This window comes from Aeribacillus sp. FSL K6-8210, from assembly GCF_037963925.1.
GTDB classification, from domain to species: domain Bacteria; phylum Bacillota; class Bacilli; order Bacillales; family Aeribacillaceae; genus Aeribacillus; species Aeribacillus composti.
This window is the reverse complement of the sequence record NZ_CP150172.1, coordinates 1,933,607-1,952,546: the sequence shown is the minus strand read 5'-3', so window position 1 is coordinate 1,952,546 and position 18,940 is coordinate 1,933,607. Positions and strand designations below refer to the sequence as shown.

Below are 18,940 nucleotides of genomic sequence, written 5' to 3'. Positions count from 1 at the left end.
TTGCACTTCCTCCTTTACTCTCCTTTATAAACAGGCTTCCGCTTTTCTTTAAAGGCTTGCAGCCCTTCTAAACGATCCTTCGTTGGAATTGTCATCTCATAAGCCATCTGCTCCAGCTTCAAACCTGTATATAAATCGACTTCCAGACCTCGATTAATGGCTATTTTAGCTTGGGCAACAGCAATCGGCGCATTTTGAATTATTTGTCCGGCAAGTTCGTTGGCCTTTTCCATTAACTGCTCATACGGCACAACATATTCTACTATTCCGATGCTGGCTGCTTCCGCTGCCGTTAGCCGTTTAGCCGTAAAAATGAGCTCCTTTGCTTTGCCTTTTCCGATTAAACGCGGGAGACGCTGAGTTCCGCCAGCACCTGGAATAATCCCAAGCGCCGTTTCGGTTAATCCAAGCTGAGCATGATCAGAGGCAATACGGATATCGCAAGCTAACGCCAATTCGAGGCCTCCGCCAAATGCAACGCCATTAATCGCGCAAATAGTTGGTGCTGGAAGCTGTTCAAATTCATTGATCGTCTCGCGAATCAGCGCAACGGTTTTTCTCACTTCTGTTTCAGTCATACTAGCACGTTCTTTTAAGTCAGCACCAGCACAAAATGCTTTTTTTCCACTTCCTGTTACGATCACACAACGGATTGAGCGATCAAACCTTAATTGCCCAAGCTTTTGCTTCAGCTCCATTAACAGCGCTGTAGACAAAGCGTTGACTGCTTGCGGGCGATGCAAAGTTAGCACTGCCACTCCATTCGCCGCCTCATAGAGAATAGAAGATTCCATTTAATCACTCTCCTTTATTAGGACAAACAAGGATCAACGGTTTGCAAATAATGGCTATTGAGCGCTCGACCGATTTTATTTTGAATAAATAGCGCTGCCTCCGTTAACCGCCCAGCATCAATGCCTGTAGCAATATCCATGCCATGAAGCATATATAATAAATCATCAGTCGCTACGTTTCCGGAAGCTCCCGGTGCATACGGACAGCCGCCCAGTCCACCAAGCGAGCTGTCAAAAGTCGTAATCCCCATTTCTAATGAAAGCAGCACATTGGCTAAGGCTGTTCCCCTTGTATCGTGAAAATGCATGGATAGCTTTTCTTTCGGGAATCTCTTTAGAAGCGAGTTGAGCACAGCTTCCACTTGGCGAGGGGTAGCAACACCGATCGTATCACCTAAAGAAAGCTCATCCACTCCCATTTCAAACAACCGCTCTGATATAGCAGCTACCTGCTCAATGGAAACTTCCCCCTCATAAGGGCAACCAAAAACCGTTGAAAGATAGCCGCGAACGGTTTTCTTAGCACGCTTTGCCTCCTGAACAACAGCTGTTAAGACAGGATAGGTATCTGAGATTGATTTATTAATATTTTTTTGATTATGCGTCTCGCTTGCAGACATAAATACAGAGATTTCATCAACTTGAGTCGTCAAAGCATTTTCAAGCCCTTTTTGATTCGGAACAAGCGCTGCGTAAGTAACACCAGGAACTCGTTCAATTCCTGCTGCAACATCCAACGCATCGGCTAGCTGCGGAATCCATTTTGGATGAACAAATGATGTTATTTCAATGTACGTCAACCCTGTTTTGGAAAGCTGATTGATCCAAGCAATTTTATCTTCAGTCGCAATGGCTGTCTTTTCATTTTGCAGCCCATCACGAGGCCCTACCTCTTTAATCGTAACGTGTTTAGGCCAGTTGCCCACGCGCCTCACCTCTTATTCAAATTCAAGCAAAATGTCGCCTTCATTGACAAAATCGCCTTCCCTCACATGAATTTCTTTAATGATTCCGTTTGCTTCTGCAGCAATAGGAATTTCCATTTTCATTGATTCTAAAATCACGACATCTTGCCCTTTCTCAATTTTTTCTCCGACAGAAACAATAACTTTCCATACATTCCCTGCCATTATTGCAACAATCTGATTCATCTTTTTTTTACTCCTCCATTTCCTGAACTTGCAGATTGAAGGTCTTCCACTCTCTAATCAAGAAAAGTGGAAGACTTGATCAACATCTTATTTTTTGATAGAAACGCTGCTTAAATACCGATTTACAAAATCGGTTGTTGTATGTCCCGCTTGAAATTCTGGGTGTGCCAACACTTCTTTTAGCATTGGAATGTTTGTTTTAATTCCTTCAATTTGATAGCTGCCAAGCGCTTGCAGCATGCGATTAATCGCTTCCTTTCGGTTTTCGCCTTTTACAATTAATTTAGCAATCATTGGATCATAAAACGGCGTTACGACCATTCCGCTTTGAACCGCTGTTTCATTGCGAATACGCTCTCCCTCCGGTAATTGAAGCGCAGTAATGGTTCCGGGGGATGGAAAAAATGTTTTTGGATCCTCTGCGTAAATCCGCACCTCGATGGCATGCCCTTGACGCTGGATGTGATCTTGGCTATAGCCCAGCTTTTCCCCAGCAGCGATGCGCAGCTGCTCTTCGACAAGATCCAGACCGGTGATCTCCTCAGTTACTGGATGCTCTACCTGAAGACGCGTATTCATTTCAAGAAAGTAGAAGTTTTTCTGTTCATCAACAAGAAATTCAATCGTTCCTGCATTTGTATAACCGATATATTGGGCAGCTTGAATGGCTGTCTCCCCCATTCTTTTTCTTGTTTGCTCATCTAAAAACAGAGAAGGAGCTTCTTCAATCACCTTTTGGTGACGCCGCTGAATCGAACATTCACGTTCCCATAAATACACATAATTCCCGTAGTGGTCAGCAAGAAGCTGAACTTCAATATGGCGCGGATTCTGAATATACTTTTCCAAATACATCGCCCCATCGCCGAAGAAAGAAGTCGCCCGCTTTTGGTTGCCTTCAAACACTTTGTGCAATTCCTCTTCATTATGGACGATTTGCATTCCGATACCGCCACCGCCGCAAGACGCCTTTAACATAATAGGATAACCGATCGTCGCTGCTGTGCTTGCTGCTTCCTCGACATTTTGAAGCGGAAAGGAGATGCCGGGGACGATCGGCACGCCTGCTTCTGACATTGTTTTCCGCGACTCAATCTTACTTCCCATTTTCGCAATAACATCAGCATTCGGTCCGATAAATACAATTCCTTCCTCTTCACAACGGTGCGCAAATGTCGGGTTTTCCGACAAGAGACCATATCCTGGATGAATCGCTTCCGCTTTCGTCGCTTTTGCAACCTCAATGATTTTGTCAATATTCAAATAACTTTCACTGACATGCGGCTTTCCAATTAAATAAGCTTCGTTTGCCCATTTTACATGGAGCGAATCAGCATCTGCTTCTGAGTATATGGCTACTGTCTGAATTCCTAACCGCCGGCACGTTCGAATGACTCGAGCTGCAATTTCTCCCCTATTGGCCACTAACACTTTTTTAAACATGCAACTCCTCCTATTCATGGGTTGTCTTTGTACTAAGAATTTGTTTAGCCTGCTCGCGCAATTTAAATTTTTGAATTTTTCCGGATGCTGTCATCGGATACGAATCGGTAAATTCAATATAACGGGGGATTTTATGACGCGATATTTTTCCGCGGCAAAATTCTTGAACTTCTTCAGCCGTCGCAGTTTGCCCTGGTTTTAAAATAATCCACGCCATTACTTCTTCTCCGTATTTTTCATCAGGTACACCGACCACTTGAACATCTTGAATTTTCGGATGCTGATATAAAAATTCTTCAATTTCCCGTGGATAAATGTTTTCTCCGCCGCGGATGATCATATCCTTTAGTCTTCCAGTAATGCGGTAATATCCATTTTCATCCATTATTGCTAAGTCGCCTGTACGGAGCCATCCTTCCTCATCAATCGCTTCTTTCGTCGCTTCCGGATTGTTATAATATCCTTTCATGACATGATACCCTCGCGTACATAGCTCTCCTTGCACACCGCACGGTACTTCCTTGTTTGTGCCTGGTTCAACTATTTTGACTTCAACGTTTGGAAGAGCACGCCCGACTGTCTCGACGCGCAAATGAATAGGATCATCCGTTCTCGTCTGAGTAATGACAGGCGAAGATTCAGTTTGTCCATAAGCAATCGTAATTTCTTTGGCTCCCATTTTTTCGATGACCGACTTCATTACTTCAATTGGACAATTTGATCCCGCCATAATTCCTGTCCGCAATGAAGACAGATCGTATTTTTCGAAATCAGGATCGTTCAACTCAGCAATAAACATGGTCGGCACACCATGTAAAGCGGTGCATTTTTCGTCTTGAACCGTTTGAAGCACTTGGGTAGCATTGAATTCTTGTATTGGTACGATCGTAGCGCCGACAGAGACGCATGCTAAGACGCCTAGCACGCAGCCAAAGCAGTGAAAAAATGGCACAGGAATACATAAACGATCATCTTTCGTGAGTTTCATGCATTGAGCAATATTGTAGGCGTTGTTGATAATGTTATAGTGGCTGAGCATAACTCCTTTTGGAAAGCCTGTCGTTCCTGAAGTGTATTGCATATTGATGACATCATGCGGGTCAAGGGAGTTCATTCGTTGATCGAGTTCCTCTTCAGCGGTATCTTGAGCCATCGCCAAAATATCATTCCATGTATATGTGCCAGGGTAACGCTTATCACCAAAAACGATGACATTTTTTAGACGTGGAAGACGCTTCGCCTTCAGCTGTCCTGGCTGACATTCGTACAGCTCCGGGGCAATCTCATAGATCGTGTCAATGTAAGAGGTATCGCGATATTGTTCGATTAAAAGAAGGGTCGTGGAATCTGATTGCTTCAATAAGTATTCTAATTCAGCTGTACGGTAGTTCGTGTTGACCGTCACAAGTACAGCACCCATTTTGCCTGTAGCAAACTGGCATGCCAGCCATTCAGGAGTGTTGGTTGCCCAAATTGCAATATGCTCTCCTGACTGAATGCCCAGTTTCATTAAGCTTCGAGCAACAAGACGACAATATTCATCAAACTGCCTGTATGTCATTCTAAGTCCGCGATCTGCATACACAACAGCCTCATGCTCTGGATAAGCATTCGCTTTTTCTTCTAATAGTTTGCCAACCGTTACCTCTAACATCTCCGCCATAACATGCGCCTCCTTTGTTTGAATAAATTTTCATCTCTCCATTTTTCTGTACTTTAACATCCAAGCTGACGGGCAATAACGAGCCGCTGAATTTCTGATGTGCCTTCACCAATTTCCATGAGCTTAATATCGCGCAAATGGCGCTCGACCCCATATTCTTTCATATACCCGTATCCTCCATGAATTTGAATTGCCTGATTACATATGCGGAAGCCAGCTTCAGAAGCGAACAGTTTAGCGAAAGAGGCTTCTTTTGTAAACGGTTTCCCTTGATCTTTTAGCCAGGCCGCTTTATACACCATGCTGCGGGCTAATTCGATTTCCATCGCCATATCGGCAAGCTTAAATTGAATCGCTTGGAATTTAGAAATGGATTGGCCAAATTGTGTCCGTTCCTTCGCATATTGAAGCGCTTTCTCAAACGCGGCTTGAGCGATGCCAACAGCAAGAGCAGCAATCGAAATGCGACCGCCATCAAGAGTATATAAAAATTGCTTAAATCCCTTTGCCGGATCCCCTAATATGTTCTCTTTCGGCACGCGTACATTTTCAAGCACAAGCTCGCACGTATTCGAGGCACGGACACCCATTTTGTCGTAATTGCATTGAATCGTAAATCCCGGAGCGTCTGTTGGAACAATGAAAGCAGAAATGATGTTTTTATCCTTGTCATCCTTTCCGGTCACTGCGGTGACAATCACTTGTCTTGCATGTCCTGCATTCGTAATCCAGCATTTTTCTCCATTAATCACATATTCATCTCCGTCAAGCACCGCTCTCGTTCGGGTTCCGCCAGCATCTGAACCGGCATTCGGTTCAGTTAACCCAAACGCTCCCAACGCCTCTCCTTTTGCCATCGGAACAAGCCACTTTTGCTTTTGCTCTTCTGTACCAAAATAGTAAATAGGGCTTGCGCCTAATGAGACAGCAGCAGCATAGCTAAGACCTGTTCCGCCACAGGCGCGGCCAATTTCCTCTACAGCAACAGCATATGAAATCGTATCGCCACCAGCTCCGCCATATTCTTCTGGAAACGGGATTCCCAATAGCCCTAGCTCCCCCATCTTTTTGAATATTCCGATGGAAAAATAGGCTTCTTCATCCCATTTCGCTGCGTTTGGTGCAATTTCCTTCTCAGCAAACTCCCTTACCATTTCTTTAATCATCTGTTGCTCTTTTGTAAGTTCAAAATTCATGCTCTCTCCCCCATTTCTAACATATTATTCTAAAACCGACTAGTCGGTTTTTTACGAAAAATTTACGTTAACCAAAAATCATTTTTTAAATTTTAAAATGATTGAAGCGAAGTCTGCTTGCTTTTGATGAAATAAATGATATTTTCCGCCTTTTGCTTAGCCTTTTCTGTAAGGACAGAATGCAGAATAAAATCAATAAAATAGTCGGCAATTTGCTCGATTGTCATCGGTCCTTCCGGCTTATACCATTTATACGTCCAGTTCACCATGCCAATAATCGTCATGCCTGTAATTTCCACTGAAAGCTCTGGGCGAAACTCGCCTGCGTCAATTCCTTCGCGAATGACCCGAAAAATCACCTGCTTAAACTCATCACGCTTTTCATTAATTTTTTGTGCATACTCCGGCTTTAAATAATTGCTTTCTTGATAAAACACCGTTATATGCGGCTTATATAAATGAAATACTTTTACAAATGATTGAATAATAGCACATAAACGCTCTGTTGGGGTTTTGTAGTTTTCATAGGCCGCCTGTGCCTTGTTGAGCACATAGGTGATAAACACGTCGTGAATGTGATAAAGAAGTTCATCTTTTGATTTAAAATTATGATAAAAGCCGCCTTTTGATGCGTTGATTTCTGTGACAATCCGATCGACAGTAACCCCATGATAGCCGTATTGTTCAAAAAGATGCAGAGCCGTATCGATAATTCTTTCTTTTAAAGTTTTATTTGCCATAGAAAATCTCCTTCATCAGCTTATATTAACACAATTTTCAGAAAAGTTAAATATTTTATAGCTGTTATCTATAAAATACGTAATAAATGCCCCAAATGTCAATCCTCGTTTAATAAGATTGAGTCAAAATTTTGTGGGTATTTTCTTTTTTGTACAGAAGGATTTTTTATTCAAAAGCGTTTACTGAACTCCTTAGTTTGCTTGTGCAGTACCGTTTAGGATTTTTTAAATCTAATCATCGCTATCAAGGCATGATACATCGGGTTGCCAGATGAATGTTGTAGGTAAGGAACTGATCAAGAAGACACAGATATTGCTTTGATTTGTTTGTTTTTCTCTCTTATAAAACAATCGTTTGATATCTTCGCACAAGAGTTAATAGTTGTTTTTTTCTTTCCTGACTTAAAAAAATTCCGGAATAGTATGTATTAATCTAAGTTCGCATGTTTCATAAATTCTCATTCCATCTTCATCCATTGGTACAGATACAATGTTCGTGCCGCAGGATCGGCATACATTTGAGTGCCGTTGGATAAATAGGTACTTCTTGAAATCTCCCTGAAGGCAATCGTTCCCCCTCAGACACAATGTTTTTAGGTTAGTTTTTGTCTAATTCTATGTTGTAAAACGGCCTCCTTAAACCGTCTAAAAGAATAGGTTATCCTTTGCTTTGTTTCTCTAACAGTTCAATGATTCTATCCAGCTTCTTATCAATTTGTGCTGAACTTTTCTCATGACTAATGATTTGACTACAAAGAACACTGCACGTGCAAAAGCAATAAGAAAAGCAAACATGACCAATGGAAAAATGAATGATTCCCAATCACCCATCCTCTTTTTTCTAACTGTATCACAAAGAAACAAAGGGCTGGAATCTTTGGTTGTATCCCGACTCACCATACAGTTAACATAACATTTTTATTAAAAACTTTAACAATCAGTAAATAGCAAATTTATTTTGATTGTTTGCTCTAGAGTGAAAAGCATCCATTATGCTTCTGTTTGATGCCCTTTAAAGAATTCTCTGTTTTTAATCCTTTTTCTTCTCCTTAAACTTCCATTTTTCCTTTACCTTCTTGTTTAATTATTTTCATTATTTTATTTCAATGTTCATTTAGCACATAGTTCTATTTTTAAAAAATAAGCGTTCACACTATACAATTTCTTATTAAAAAATCACCCGCCTAAAAAGGATTCTTATAAAAAAGAAGCAGGAATGTCTTCCCTGCTTCAGTTTCTTAGCTTCAATTGTTGGTTTTCCATGACATATATATGATCTGCGACACGATCAATAAACATGCGATCATGCGATACGAGGATAACAGTTCCTTCATATCCTTTTAAAAAACGCTCTAACGCTTCAATACAAAAAACATCCAAAAAATTGGTCGGTTCATCTAAAATCAGTATATTGTATCTTCCTAAAAATAGTTGACACAAAACTAGACGGATAGCTTCGCCACCGCTTAAATTGCGGACGTTCTTTTCTAAATCATTTCCTGTAAAATTCATTGCGTGCAGAACTGCACGAATCTTACTTTCATGATAGTCGCTTCGTTCTTTCATAAATGAAACTACTGTTTCGTTCTTTTCAAATTGATAGCCCATTTGTTTATATGATCCGATGACAGCTTTCGGAGAAAGAATAATTCCTTCCCCTTGCTGGATGATATGACGAAGGAGTGTTGTTTTCCCTGAACCATTTTTTCCCGTGATAGCGATCGTGCTCCCTAATGGGAATTGGAAACTGGCTTCTTTAAGCAGAATTTTATTTCCTGCCTTAAGCGTCAATCGATCCGCCATAATGGGAAACTTATTGTGCAGCTTGAGAGCAGCTGGCTGAGGAAAATAAAGGGTTTGTTCCTTTTTTGGCGCCTCTACTGCTTCGAGTTGCTCCGCACGCTGCTCAATCGCTTTTGCTGCACGTTGAATCGCCTTTTGGCTTGTATCCTTTGATTTCGTCATAAACATTTTATTTGCCTTTGCTTTTGTTTCCTTTTTTGACATACGTTTATTTGGCTGAGTAATTTTTTCAGCCTTTTTCATTTTCTCCTCAGCCGCTTTTAAAAGACGCGTTTTTTCTTTCACGTATTTTTCGTACTCTTTAAGCTTTCTATTCCGAGCGAGCTTTTTTTGTTCTGCGTAGTCTGAATAATTCCCCGTATATTCCGTTACACGCCCGTCTTCTACCTCCCAAATTTTTGTAACGAGTTCATCCAGCACATGGCGATCATGGCTTACAAGAACAAGCGCGCCATAGTAATAACTTAGCTCATCAATGAAAAACTGCACACCGTCCTCATCTAAGTGTGTTGTCGGCTCGTCTATTAATAAACCTTCATGATAGGTGGAGAAAATTTCCGCTAATTTCAAACGAGTTTGTTCTCCGCCGCTTAAATTTTTCACTTCTGTTTGCGGGATTGACAACCTTCCTAGCAATTTATAATCGATTTCACGTTGAACCGGTCTTGACAGCTGATCAAAATAAGCAAAATCGGCAAAGCGATGTACTTGACCTTTATCAGGCGTAATTTGGTCTGCCAAAAGCTTCAACAACGTACTCTTTCCGGCCCCGTTTTTTCCGACAATCCCGATACGATCAAATTGGTGTACGGCCAGTCGAGGAATATTTAATACAAGTTGGCCGGAAAATGAAACTTCAATATTATTTAACTCAATCAATACTTTTTCCATGATTCGCAGCCCCCATTCTTGTTGCAGATGTTTTCTTTACGCCTACTAAAATTTCCAAATCCACCATGATCTCAGCCGAATCCCGATTTATAAACGCATCAATACGCCCTTTATCCGCAGACCATGCTAGCGGGGTCATTTGCACCAAGTGTTTAAGATCAGCTTTATTAAGGTTCTTTGTGTAACATAAATGCTGCACATCCAGTAGATGGAGATGTTTTTTGAAAAGCGACACTGTTTGATCATTTTTATAGAACTTTTTTTCGTTATGATCAAATAGTTCATCTCTCAGCTCTTTCAAATAATGAGGACGAGGAATAACTTTAATGACAAGTCCATCTTCGACTAATATCCTCTTGAATTCTTTGTAATTGGCAGGAGATAAGATATTTAGAATTACATGAAACGATTGATCCGCAAGCGGTGATGTTGCCAAGTCGCCTACCATCCAAATTTGGTTTTCGTATCTCTTCGCAGCCATGGCAATGCCTTCCTTTGAAATATCAAGACCAACCCCAGTCATTGCCGAAACCTTACATTCGTCCAAAATCCTTTGTAAATGGGAGCCCTCTCCGCACCCTACATCTGCAACCATTAAAGGTTTAAAAGAAACGTCCATATACTCCTTTATCGACCTTGCAATCGCTTCATGCACGAATGTGTATAAGTCGCTTTCCATAATGATTTTGCGTCTTGCTTCAAACAATTCCTTCTTGTAATGACTAGTAGAGGAACGAGTCATCAAGTTTACATATCCTTGTTTAGTGAAATCAAAAGTATGATTTTTAGAGCATATTAGGCTTTTCAAATCAACAACCCTCATCGAACTTTTACAGAGTGGACATCTGAATGCCGCTACAAATTCACTAACAAGTTCTGCACTTTTGATTTTTTTGGTCATGTGATCTCTCCCTTTCCAAATAAAAAACACAGGCGATCTGCCTGTGATTCAGAGTAAAGGGAAGAAGACCCATCCTTATTTAAATTACGGGGCTATTTGAAGCCGTCACCAAATAAAGTGAAACTTCCATCAGTGGGCGACATGTGCTAGTGCCGATGAAGAAATGATGACGCTGCGTTTTTAATCGGCCTTCATCCCCACTGATGGTTAGCTAAACCAATCGGGCTTTTACGGGCAGTTATTCCCCACTTAGACTTATTATTTCAGCTTTAGTCTTGAAGCGGGGACTTATTGCCCGTTAAAGCGGGATAAACCTTCCTTTTGCTAAATAAAAGAAGGATAATTATACATATATAAAAAAGACAGACGAGACCCGTCTGTCTTCATATTACATATTTTCTATATGAAATGAAGATTATTAAAAAAGGACAGACTGCTCCCATTACTCTGCATTCACAAGCAGAGCCTTTGAACGTATTTAATTACTTAGTTCAAAGCTGGGAAACGCAATCTGACAGAATACACTTTTTAATAATCCTCCTTTAAATTTTCAGTACACCGATTATTATAGAGATCTTATCTGAAAAAGTCAAAGAAAACTAGCAATTATTCCGCTTTTATACAACATTTTCTTGAAGAAGCTGTCCATTAATCTCCCTGATTCTCCACCATCTGATCCCTTTAGAAAACAATAATACCTGAAGTTTGTGACAGCATTTTGTGCTTAACACATACACGTGATCATTTTATAAGCTTTAAATGATCGTGATCCAAGCAGTTTCATCACTTCCTGTAAAATCTTTTCTGTATTTTTTGCTCAACTGTCCAAGACGATATTGGTATTGCTCTTTAAATAAAAGCTATACATCGAAATTACCTTTGGTTCAAAAAAGAATTCTTCGCAATTATTCAAACTTGTCCAATTCCCTTTTTTCTCGTAAAAGTTTTTGAAATTCCATTTCTAATTCTTTAGATGGTTCGATACTTAAGCGACTTAGTACTTCTGATATTTTTGTTTCGAGTAAGAGACGTTTTTCTTTTGCAGTGTCTCGAGTTTTTTGCAGTTGAGCATGTTTATATTGCTGATAGGTTCCTTCAAAAAGTGCAATCTTTTGATTACGTATTGCCAAAATTCGTGTAGCGATATTTTCAATGAATCGGCGATCGTGGGAGACGAAGATCACGCTTCCTTCATACTCTTTTAGAAGAGACTCTAATGCTTCAACAGATTCCGTATCAAGAAAATTCGTCGGTTCATCTAAAATTAACGTATTGATATCACTTAAAAATAGTTTTGCCAGCGCAACTTTTACCCGCTCACCGCCGCTCAAAACCTCTACTGGCTTATATACATCATCTCTGAAGAAATGCATTCTCGCAAGAACCGTCCGAATAAGTGTTTCATTCTGTTTAGAAGAAGACTGGACATTCTCAATAATAGATTTTTCCACATCTAATATATTTAAATTTTGGCTAAAGTACCCCATTTTCACAGCCGGGGAAAGTGTAATGCCAGGCTCTTCGTTGATGATCTTTTTTACAAGCGTCGTTTTTCCACTTCCATTTGGACCGATAATCGCTAATTTATCACCACCGCGTACATAGAAGCTTGCATTGCTCCAAAGTACACGTTCGCTAATCCTGCCTGTTACATCCTCTACACGTAAGATAATTCGATTTTTAAACGCTTCTGCATTCGGCAAGTTCATCTTAAGCGGCGGGAGTTCTTTCACTTTTTCTACCTTTTCAAGTTTTTCTAATCTCGTTTCAATGGCTTTCGCTGTTTTTTGCAGCTTCTTTTGCTTTTTGGCAAAGTACGGCTTCGCTCCAGTAATTTTCGCCTCTGATTTACTTACCTTTTTAGGAGTCTTTGTTGCTCTTTCCGCTTTTTTCTCTTTTAATTTTAATGCTTCTTCTAACTGCTTTCTCTTTTTCTCGTATTTTTCATACGCTAACTGTTCTTGACGTCTCTCTACTTCTTTTTGTTTTACATAATCGCTGTAATTGCCTGTATATTCCTTAATCTTTCCTTCATTGATTTCCCATATGGTCGTACAAAGAGTATCCAAAAATTCGCGATCATGTGAAACAATGATAAATGCCCCCTGCCACTCTTTCAGTTTCTTTTCTAACCATTCAATATGGTCTGTATCGAGATTTGTCGTTGGTTCGTCTGCAAGTAAAAGCTCTGGATCTTTCACAAAAGCTTTTTGAATATATTCTTGCGTCACTTCACCACCGCTTTTTGTTGTATCTGTTCGTTTAAACTGCGGCAAAAGTTCAAATTGAGTATGTTGAATAACGCTCCCTTCCTCTGAAGAAATTTTTTTAGCTAAAATATGAAGTAACGTCGTTTTCCCACTTCCATTTCGACCAACTAATCCAATTCGATCTTTTTGATGGATTTCCAATCGATCCACATCTAGTAATAAACGATCCTGTACATAGTGCTTTATATGATGAGCTTCTAATAAGAGCATATGAACATCTCCTTTGTACTAACTTAGGAGACAAAAAAATGCCTCCTATATACATTCAGAATAGGAGGCATAAATATTTAGGGGCACACCAAAAAGAAACTATTCTTTTAGATCCACCTATAGAAGACCAATCCTATTCTGAAAAAACGACAATTGAAGTCATTGCAAACACAGCAGAGATTGTCTGCTAAACATAGCCTTCAATTGTAACCTTTCATAAATAGGATTAGTACTTCATTAGGTCAGTTCACCCTTCCGATCTTAAGTTTAAATTTACTATAAACGATTTACTAAGAATTGTCAAATGTTATTTGTAAATAAAAAACATTTTTGTTAATGGAACAAATTTTTTACATTCAACTCATACATAAATAGCATTCGAGGAGTTTCGTCACGTTTACACATCGACAGCCTGACAAAATTAAATATTACGAAACAATAATAAAACGTATCAAGGTATTTTTGGGATTAGAAAACGTCCCAACTGCATTTGATGAACAACAAAAGATTTATGATCGCGCCTGCAGAGGATTGAATATATGGATGCAGCAAGGGCAGCTTTACGAGAGTAAATGATTAAATGGTAGTTCTTATGTTAATAACATGTAACTTTTTTGCTCCTTGCAAAAAATTGTTTCGTTAGCCAACCATAAAACGAGTTCACACACAGAAGTTGGAATTTAACTCATATTTCATGGGAGTACAATTGCTCCCTCAATTATTCTACAACAGAGAAAATTAGCGAATCTTTTGTGTAAACCTGCATTTGGGATAGGTGCTGCAGCATTTAAATTTTCCATATTTTCCATTTTTGATTACTAGAGCGCTGCCGCATTTCGGACAGCGGTTTTGCTGAATATATCGATCCTCCTGCTTTCTTTTTGTTTGAATCGTTTGTACATGCCGCTTTTTTATTTCTTTTTGTTGCTGCTTGTTCTTGACAATGACAGTTTCTAATTTTCGAATCAACTGTTGTTTTGTTTCTCCGTCGATCTCGCTTGTTCTATGCTGCTCAAGCACTTGTTTCAGCTGTTTTGGATAAATAACGTATGCATTGGAAAAATGAACTTCTGATTTGAACTTTGCCCGCGGCAGAAGCACGACGACCGAGTGAATTGGTATATGTGCAAACTCCTCCCCAAGCCAGTTTCTTAACGCCTTGATATGACCTTTATTTTGAAAAATTGGATTAAGAAATTTTTCTTTTCGTTTGTAAATGACTTGTGTCCAATATTTTGACGTTTCATCACCAAAAATCCAACCGCTGTAATTTTTGGTTTCAATCACGTACAACCCATGATCAGAAAGAATAATATGATCTATTTGCGCTGGAGCCATCTTGTTTCGGAATATACAAGTCATGAAAAGATTTGTATTTTTCAGACGATTCTTCTATCTTATTTATTTCTTTTCGGACTTTATATTCTCCAAGCGATCCAAGCCATTCCGCTTCTTTCGATTTGAACCATCTTGCTAACAAGGCAAACAAGAATAAAAGAAGGAATGTATAGAAAAGATTCGTATTCATTGTATTCCCCTTCCTTGCTGCATCTACTGTATACTGTTGCAGACTGCTTTATTGATTTCTTTCAATTCTTATCGTATTGTTTTTTTTCAGCATAAATTGTTGAAACAATATAAAGGAGTGCATAATCCTTCTTTTAAAAACAAGCAATTAAGAATATCAGCAATACTAGTACTGCTAAAATTGATACAAAAGCCGTTGTTATTAGCAAAATATATCTAAACGGGGATTTAATTTTATAGGACTGATAACAAAAGACTATTCCTAAAACTAATGTAATCAGAGAACCCATTTGCCCAAGCCTAGTATCTAATTTGTCTGTCAAAAAAAGAACGAATAGAGAATAAGCAAGTGAATCGTTACAAGGAAAAGACAAAAAGCATTGACTGTTTTTGATTGAACATCTCCCATATTAACCTCCCAAGCTATTGAAATTTATATTTTTAATCTTTATCACAATTAATCACTAAATACGAATGAATATTTAATCAGTTACCTTGAAGCGATTCCCAATGCCAAAAAACATTTATAAAGGGTATCGTCTTACCTATTAACGCTTTTTTTACTCATATAAACCTAAAATTATTTCTAAAAGTCCTGATAATGCCGAATACACTCATGATAATGTTAGTTTTAGCTCAAAAAGACAAATGTTAAAAATATAACTCTAATCAAGCTTTATTCATTTAGCCGAAGCATTAATTCTTATAATTTGCCAACTAGTAATTCGTCGGTGATCGCAACAAAAAGCTTTCTCATCATTTTAAGTTAACCTTCTTAAGCGATGAAAGATCTTTTTTAATACTTCCCACTCCCTTTTTTTTTTGAAAACGAACACTGTATCCATGATGATCGTTAATGTAATAGATAATAAGTCAATTTACTAATACAGTTTTGAATGATCTGCTCGAAAAAAATTTTGTAGCTGCACATTTTTAAATTGCACCCTCCAGAAATTTACTGATTAAATGTTTATAAACGTTTCTTCATTAGCTTTCCCAGCTTTTCTCATGCGTTCAAATTTGTAGTAATGCATTTTGAATTTCAAAGCTTAAAATCAAGTAGGACTTTTCTCCCTCATTCTATTGACTCTTTCTAGTCCAAAATATACATAATAGACACAAAAAATGCTGTCGAATATTGTCATAAAACTAAAAAAAGCAGAAACTTACCTGCTTCTGTCTTAATGGATTGACTTTTACACACTGCCGTAATTCGCCAACGCCGTTTTGGAACAATCATGTGGAATGATTCGGCAAATTGAAAACGCCACCTTATAAAAATGTCATAAGCTGCGCCCATATTTCAAACTGTGTGTGATTATGGAAAATTTCACAGCTGAATTGACAAAAAATTTTTTCCATTCTAACTACGAATGCCATTACACTTTGCCAATTATTCATTCCTCTTCAATGATTTGTAGAAATCTTCACAAAACCTTATCGATTCTCTTTTCTTATACACGATCTCATGGTTCCAATATTTTAAAACAGATTCTGATAAGGACAGTGAAGTTGGCCAGTTTTTAATACGAACTCTCATAGTTCTGGCTCTGTCACGACCACTTTTTACTACAAAAAATAACAGCACAGACCTTTGCCCTTGGTCTGTGTTGCTAATCTTTATATTTTTTTCTATGTTATGTTGTAATCGTTGATTGATTGTTTTCCTTCTTTTCGCTTTTTTTACGGAAATAGGTCGCCACAATCGGTCCAGAGATGTTATGCCAAACGCTGAAAATTGCGCTCGGAACAGCGGCAAGAGGCGAAAAATGAGCAGTCGCCAGCGCAGCTCCAAGTCCGGAATTTTGCATGCCGACCTCAATCGAAATCGCTTTTTGTTTCGGCTCTGACATTTTAAGCAGCTTCGCAAACCAGTAGCCGAGCAGCAATCCAAGCCCATTATGAGCAACGACGATAAGGAAAATAAGAAGCCCGCTTTTTGCGATAGCCTGCTGGTTTTGAGCGACGACAGCAGCCACGATAGCCACGATAGCGATAACGGAAACGAGCGGAAGAATTTGAACGGCTGCTTTTACTTGTTTTTTAAACAACATTTGTACAATCAGTCCGAGAATAATAGGAATAAGTACAACTTTCACGATTGACCAAAAAAGATCGCCGGCTGAAACGGACAGCCATTTCCCTGCAAGCAGCAAAATTAAGGACGGTGTTAAAATGGGAGCAAGCAGGGTTGACACGGACGTAACAGCGACCGAAAGCGCTGTATCACCTTTTGCTAAGTACGTCATGACATTGGAAGCCGTTCCGCCAGGGCAGCAGCCAACAAGAATGATGCCGATCGCTACTTCAGGTGAGACAGGTAATAAGGTAGCGAGCAAAAAGGCCAAAAGCGGCATAATAAGAAACTGGGCGATTACCCCAATCAGCACTTCTATCGGACGAGTGAATACTTCCTTAAAATCGTTGGCCGACAAGGTCAATCCCATTCCAAACATGACAATACCTAGTAACGGCACAATGTAAGGGGCGATCCATGTAAATGCTTTAGGCTCAAAAAAAGCTAATGCCGCAAATACTAGTACCCAAATTGCAAAAGTATTGCTGACAAAATTGCTTAGTTTGACAAGAGTCCCCATTATTTCTTCCCCTTCCAATTTATGAATACAAAAGCTATTATACATTTAATATTCAAAAAGTTTCAACTATAAAAATAATAGGTTACTATATAACGAAAACCTGTAAAGAGTATGGTTTTCCTTTTTTATTTATATTTTGTGGGCACTCTTTTTTGTTTTGAAACTTTTGATGTACAAGGATTTAGAGTGATGAAATTCATTCATATTGTTGATTTATAAGGATTAACGCTCTTAATGGCATCTGGAATACCCAGAAGAATTATAATGTACTATTCATTAATTATTGGGAGAGGAAAACGATGCAAACAAACGTTGACCAGTGTACCCGTGTATATACGACGATCTATCCAATATTAATTGCAATCAGTATCGGTCAATTGACATGAAGCCATGCAGTCGGTTGTTCCTGAGTGTTTTCGATTTTGGGAACATCAATGCATTTATCGTATTCGCAAATTGGCTGGATCGCCTTTAATTAAATATAGTATTTTCATTTTGCACGCTGATCGTCGGTTTACTTGCAGATTGGTTTCCTTGACTGTGGAAAAATAAAAAACGGGAGAGACCAGAGTCATTGATTATCCTCGAGACATTTTTTTACATTATACTACATTTAATTTCCTTATCCAATTTTTTGTTAAATCTCGTTATTAAAATTGACTGGATAGTCAATTTGTTTTTTTTTAAAACTGCAGGTTGAAAACAGTTCCATGCGAAGAACATGACATAATCCATTTTCTCCAAAACAAAAAAAGAGGATGCCATCTAAATAGACATCCCATTTTGTCGTATATGCATTGTTTGAATAAAAATATAAATATGCAATAAAAAGGCGTTAAATGTTTCCTTTGCTTAATTTTTTTGAAAACTTTCGCTTTATATTTCCCTTTTTCGTACTTAATTCCACTTTACTTTATTTACAGTACCATTCCATTGCATTTTGATAAAGGATTTTTTTAACTGCTTTATCATCAAAATGCTCTTGGATTAATTCGATATCTGAAAACCGGAATGGTCTTTTTGCCCTTGTAGAAGGCAGGTCCGTTCCAAACATGAGGGCATCTGGATTCACCTTATAGATATCTTTCATCGCTTCAACCGGGTCAAAATCAATTCGTCCAAATCCTGTTGCTTTTACACGTACACCCATTTCAACTAATGCAAGCAAATGTGGAAATCCTTCCTTCGACAAGCCTAAATGGTCAATGGATACTGCTGGAAGTTGGGCGATAATTGGCTTGATAGCCGGCAGCTCTTTTGAATTAATATACAATTCTGTATGCCAATTAGCTAGCTCATAAACTCTTTTAGCAAAATAATCTAATCGACGAATGTCCTCAGAACCCCCGCGATTTACATTAAAACGCAGTCCTCGGACACCGTGTTTATTTAGCTCAATAATTTCTTCGTCGGACGTATCGTATGGAAGCTGTGTTATACCGACAAAATTCTTCCCTAGTTTTTGTAATGCATCCAACAAATATGTTTGGTCAAACTTTTGAAAAGAGCCTGAAACAATTGCTCCACCTACTAAATCAATTGTATATACATGTTGTAAATAATCCTCTGTTGTAAATGGCTCGGGCAAGAAGCCTTGATTTTCGTATAATGGAAACTTTGGATCAATAATATGTAAATGCGCATCAAATATTTTCATCAGATTACCCCATTCAATTGAATGTATATATTTTAAGATTCATCTTGGTTGAACCAACCAACATTTAATCTTAATTACAAATTTCAATATTATAATC

The 18,940-nt window shown here is 38.7% G+C and carries 14 protein-coding genes; all 14 read right to left on the bottom strand.

Annotated elements, in window-relative coordinates; all coding sequences use genetic code 11:
- Nucleotides 1-14 precede the first annotated feature (14 nt).
- The gene (locus tag NSQ41_RS09335) at nt 15-794 is read right to left on the bottom strand and encodes an enoyl-CoA hydratase (protein WP_063389474.1); all 780 of its coding nucleotides are present in this window, start codon (nt 792-794) and stop codon (nt 15-17) included.
- A gap of 17 nt (nt 795-811) precedes the next feature.
- Nucleotides 812-1,720 carry a hydroxymethylglutaryl-CoA lyase gene (locus tag NSQ41_RS09330; protein ID WP_339211537.1) on the bottom strand — a complete coding sequence of 303 codons (909 nt, stop codon included), beginning with the start codon at nt 1,718-1,720 and terminating at the stop codon, nt 812-814.
- A gap of 12 nt (nt 1,721-1,732) precedes the next feature.
- Complete coding sequence (locus NSQ41_RS09325; RefSeq protein ID WP_339211536.1) at nt 1,733-1,945, bottom strand: acetyl-CoA carboxylase biotin carboxyl carrier protein subunit; 213 nt, start codon at nt 1,943-1,945, stop codon at nt 1,733-1,735.
- Nucleotides 1,946-2,032: 87 nt separating this feature from the next.
- Complete coding sequence (locus NSQ41_RS09320) at nt 2,033-3,388, bottom strand: acetyl-CoA carboxylase biotin carboxylase subunit (RefSeq protein ID WP_339211534.1); 1,356 nt, start codon at nt 3,386-3,388, stop codon at nt 2,033-2,035.
- Nucleotides 3,389-3,398: 10 nt separating this feature from the next.
- Nucleotides 3,399-5,051 (bottom strand): AMP-binding protein, encoded by a 1,653-nt coding sequence (locus NSQ41_RS09315; RefSeq protein WP_339211533.1) that lies wholly within the window; start codon nt 5,049-5,051, stop codon nt 3,399-3,401.
- 53 nt (nt 5,052-5,104) lie between these two features.
- Entirely contained in the window at nt 5,105-6,247 is a 1,143-nt protein-coding gene (locus NSQ41_RS09310; protein ID WP_339211531.1) for an acyl-CoA dehydrogenase, read from the bottom strand.
- A 92-nt stretch (nt 6,248-6,339) separates the two neighbouring features.
- The gene (locus tag NSQ41_RS09305) at nt 6,340-6,987 is read right to left on the bottom strand and encodes a TetR/AcrR family transcriptional regulator (RefSeq protein WP_339192816.1); all 648 of its coding nucleotides are present in this window, start codon (nt 6,985-6,987) and stop codon (nt 6,340-6,342) included.
- 1,230 nt (nt 6,988-8,217) lie between these two features.
- A complete protein-coding gene (gene abc-f / locus NSQ41_RS09300) occupies nt 8,218-9,681 on the bottom strand; it encodes an ABC-F type ribosomal protection protein (protein WP_339211530.1) in 1,464 nt (487 codons plus the stop codon).
- Entirely contained in the window at nt 9,662-10,582 is a 921-nt protein-coding gene (locus NSQ41_RS09295) for a putative RNA methyltransferase (protein ID WP_339211528.1), read from the bottom strand. The genes abc-f and NSQ41_RS09295 overlap by 20 nt, the downstream gene beginning before the upstream one ends.
- A 905-nt stretch (nt 10,583-11,487) precedes the next feature.
- Nucleotides 11,488-13,062, bottom strand: a complete 1,575-nt coding sequence (locus tag NSQ41_RS09290) for a Vga family ABC-F type ribosomal protection protein (RefSeq protein WP_339192813.1) — start codon at nt 13,060-13,062, stop codon at nt 11,488-11,490.
- Between the two features lie 738 nt (nt 13,063-13,800).
- Nucleotides 13,801-14,349 (bottom strand): NERD domain-containing protein, encoded by a 549-nt coding sequence (locus NSQ41_RS09285; protein WP_339192812.1) that lies wholly within the window; start codon nt 14,347-14,349, stop codon nt 13,801-13,803.
- A gap of 13 nt (nt 14,350-14,362) precedes the next feature.
- Entirely contained in the window at nt 14,363-14,590 is a 228-nt protein-coding gene (locus NSQ41_RS09280; protein WP_339192811.1) for a hypothetical protein, read from the bottom strand.
- 1,636 nt (nt 14,591-16,226) lie between these two features.
- Entirely contained in the window at nt 16,227-17,186 is a 960-nt protein-coding gene (locus NSQ41_RS09275; RefSeq protein WP_339211525.1) for a bile acid:sodium symporter family protein, read from the bottom strand.
- Nucleotides 17,187-18,099: 913 nt separating this feature from the next.
- Nucleotides 18,100-18,843 carry an amidohydrolase family protein gene (locus NSQ41_RS09270; RefSeq protein WP_144598021.1) on the bottom strand — a complete coding sequence of 248 codons (744 nt, stop codon included), beginning with the start codon at nt 18,841-18,843 and terminating at the stop codon, nt 18,100-18,102.
- Nucleotides 18,844-18,940 lie beyond the last annotated feature (97 nt).